A 2,341-nucleotide genomic window follows, 5' to 3' on the forward strand; every position below is an offset into this window, starting at 1 on the left:
TGTATTTCTTCATTGCCTTTTCAAAAATTGTGTCTTCTTTTAATAATTGAGACATATCTTCCTCCCTGTTTGATTTTAAAAATAAAATCCAATTTTTTAATTCTTTCCTAATATTAGCGTTTTCATCGAACTTCGGAATTTCCACATAATGCATTTGAATATGGTCGGTTAAAATTTCATTAGTATTTTTTTCTTTTAGCAAATAACAAGTATGCATTCTCTTGTCGTTTTTATCAAATAAAATATCGTCTATTAAATTAATACTTATAACGGGTTTTAATTCAGGATAATCTTCGCCTTTTTTTAAAACATTAGAATAATTTTTGCTCCAATAATAAAGCGTTCGCTCAAAAAAATTTTTAGTAGAATAAGTTTGAATTTCAATTATAACAGTAATTCCATCTTCGGTGACCGCTTTTAGGTCAACGATACTTTCTTTATTTCCTGCTTTCTCAGAGAGATTAAATGGATTAATAATTTCAACCGATTTGAAAGTTGCAAAATTTGAATCAATCATTATGGCGTTTATAAAGCTTAATAATAAATCCTCGTCTCCTTTCAAACCGAAAAAATAACGAATAAAGAAATCGTTTAGTTTTTTCACTTCTTTGATATCATCATTTTTCATGATTATATTATAACAGAAAAATTTTATTTGTCAAATAAATATTATGTTAATATTTATTTTTTGAATTTGAGAGATTGGGGAACGCAATATACAAAAAATGAAATGGCAAACGAATATAAAATATATAAAGTATTTAAGGACTATATATTTGGAGAAAAAACAGTTCATTTAAATCCGTATTTGTATAATATAAGAAATAACGAGAATTTTTTAGAGGATTATTTTATTAAAGAAATAAACGAATTGAAAGATAAAATTAATTGTTATGATAATAGATTAAAAGATTTGAATTGTAAGATTGATAAGGTCGTGGATAGTTTAGCTTGGTGGATACCGATTAGGAAGTGGCGAGATGGGTTTAGGAATAGATTTAGATAAATTTAAAAGATAAGAGCAGACATAATATTTGAATATACTTTTACCACTCATATTAATGAAAAAATAACCTATAATTGACGATAATTATAATAAATGATTTTTACTTATAATAAAAAAATAATATTTTATAATTATAAGTAAAATGGAGTTAGCTATGAGAAAAATTTTATTATTCCTATTTTTAATTTTATTATCAATTAATTCGCTTAACGCTCAAAATATTACAAGGACGAGCGAATATTCTAAAAATTGGGTCAATCGCATAAACCGAAAAACTATAGATATGCAAGGCGCTTTATACGAAGCGATTCCAGGAGGTAATTGGGTTTTGATTTCGGGCAAGTCTCCTTTTTTGCTTATAAAAGAGTATAAATTTTTAGGCGCGCGCTCCGAGTCTCAAGCATATTATTCGCATCAACAACCTATAAGTTTATTTTTCGACAACGCCCCGAGTTTGGGAATAATTATGATAGAGGGATATTCTATAGAAGGCGCTAAAATAACGAGATTTTCAAAATATGTTCCAAGTTATGAAGAAAAATTGGACGCTTGGAAAGAGGACAACGCAGTTTTTACAAACGACAGATGGGTTGCCAACACAAACGCAAATTGGAGAAAATTTCCAGTGCCTCAACCAGAAGATGTCAACTGGGCAAGCGGAGATTACGCAGGCGAATTATATTAATAAATGCAATATATATTCATTATAGCGGTTATATTTTTAGTCATTGCCGTTTTATTTTTTATTACGAATAAACGGACAATTTCTTTCGATAAAGATTGGGTTAATTTAGTAAAAAATAAAAAAGTTTATGCCGATAAAAATTTTGTTTTTCAAAAAGACGGCGAACTGATTATAGACGGGAAAAAGAAATTAAATTTTATAAAAGCGATTTCAAATAATTCTGCGGTTTATAGTCATGGCGATTATATCAATAAATTTATGCTCGTGTTTTCGGGCTATCCTTCAATTAAGGTGACTTTTATGGAAGGTTATATTTCGGAAAACGGAAAACTTTATTATACTTACGCCTATAAAAAATCTTATTACGACAAGCTTCATTTGTGGATGCAAAAAAATGGAGTATTCGAGTCGAAAGAAGTTTGGGTTGCGAAAAAAAATATAAATTGGAAAACTTTTCCCGCTCCGATGTCGAACGATATAAATTGGGAGAAAAGAGCGCCTATTGGAGATTTGATTTAATTTTAATTTAGGCTTGACATTTTTTATTAAATATATTATAATTAATCTAAATTAAAAATTAGTAGAAACCTCATGCAAAATACTATACTATACTATACTATACTATACTATACTATACTATACTATACTAT

Annotated in this window: 4 protein-coding genes; 3 read left to right on the forward strand and 1 reads right to left on the reverse strand. The window is 28.0% G+C overall.

Translation table 11 applies throughout. The features are described 5' to 3' along the window. On the reverse strand, nucleotides 1-628 hold a 628-nt coding region (locus tag EZH24_RS10460), incomplete at its 3' end, for an Rpn family recombination-promoting nuclease/putative transposase (RefSeq protein WP_137999068.1). 27 nt (nucleotides 629-655) lie between these two features. On the opposite strand from EZH24_RS10460, the gene EZH24_RS10465 reads away from it, so the two are divergent. The 3 genes from EZH24_RS10465 to EZH24_RS10475 all read left to right on the forward strand — a co-directional run bounded on the left by EZH24_RS10465 (nucleotide 656) and on the right by EZH24_RS10475 (nucleotide 2,210). Then, nucleotides 656-1,006, forward strand: a complete 351-nt coding sequence (locus EZH24_RS10465; RefSeq protein WP_137999069.1) for a hypothetical protein — start codon at nucleotides 656-658, stop codon at nucleotides 1,004-1,006. Between the two features lie 154 nt (nucleotides 1,007-1,160). Further along, nucleotides 1,161-1,691, forward strand: coding sequence for a hypothetical protein (locus tag EZH24_RS10470; RefSeq protein WP_137999070.1), 531 nt, complete (start codon nucleotides 1,161-1,163; stop codon nucleotides 1,689-1,691). Between the two features lie 3 nt (nucleotides 1,692-1,694). Beyond that, entirely contained in the window at nucleotides 1,695-2,210 is a 516-nt protein-coding gene (locus tag EZH24_RS10475; protein WP_137999071.1) for a hypothetical protein, read from the forward strand. Nucleotides 2,211-2,341 lie beyond the last annotated feature (131 nt).

Origin of the sequence: Brachyspira catarrhinii (assembly GCF_005518285.1) — a bacterium.
Classification (GTDB): domain Bacteria; phylum Spirochaetota; class Brachyspiria; order Brachyspirales; family Brachyspiraceae; genus Brachyspira; species Brachyspira catarrhinii.

Excerpts from the sequence above, each read along its gene's own strand:
- EZH24_RS10475 (WP_137999071.1), top strand. The coding sequence starts at position 1,695 with ATGCAATATATATTCATTATAGCGGTTATATTTTTAGTCATTGCCGTT.
- EZH24_RS10470 (WP_137999070.1), top strand. The coding sequence starts at position 1,161 with ATGAGAAAAATTTTATTATTCCTATTTTTAATTTTATTATCAATTAAT.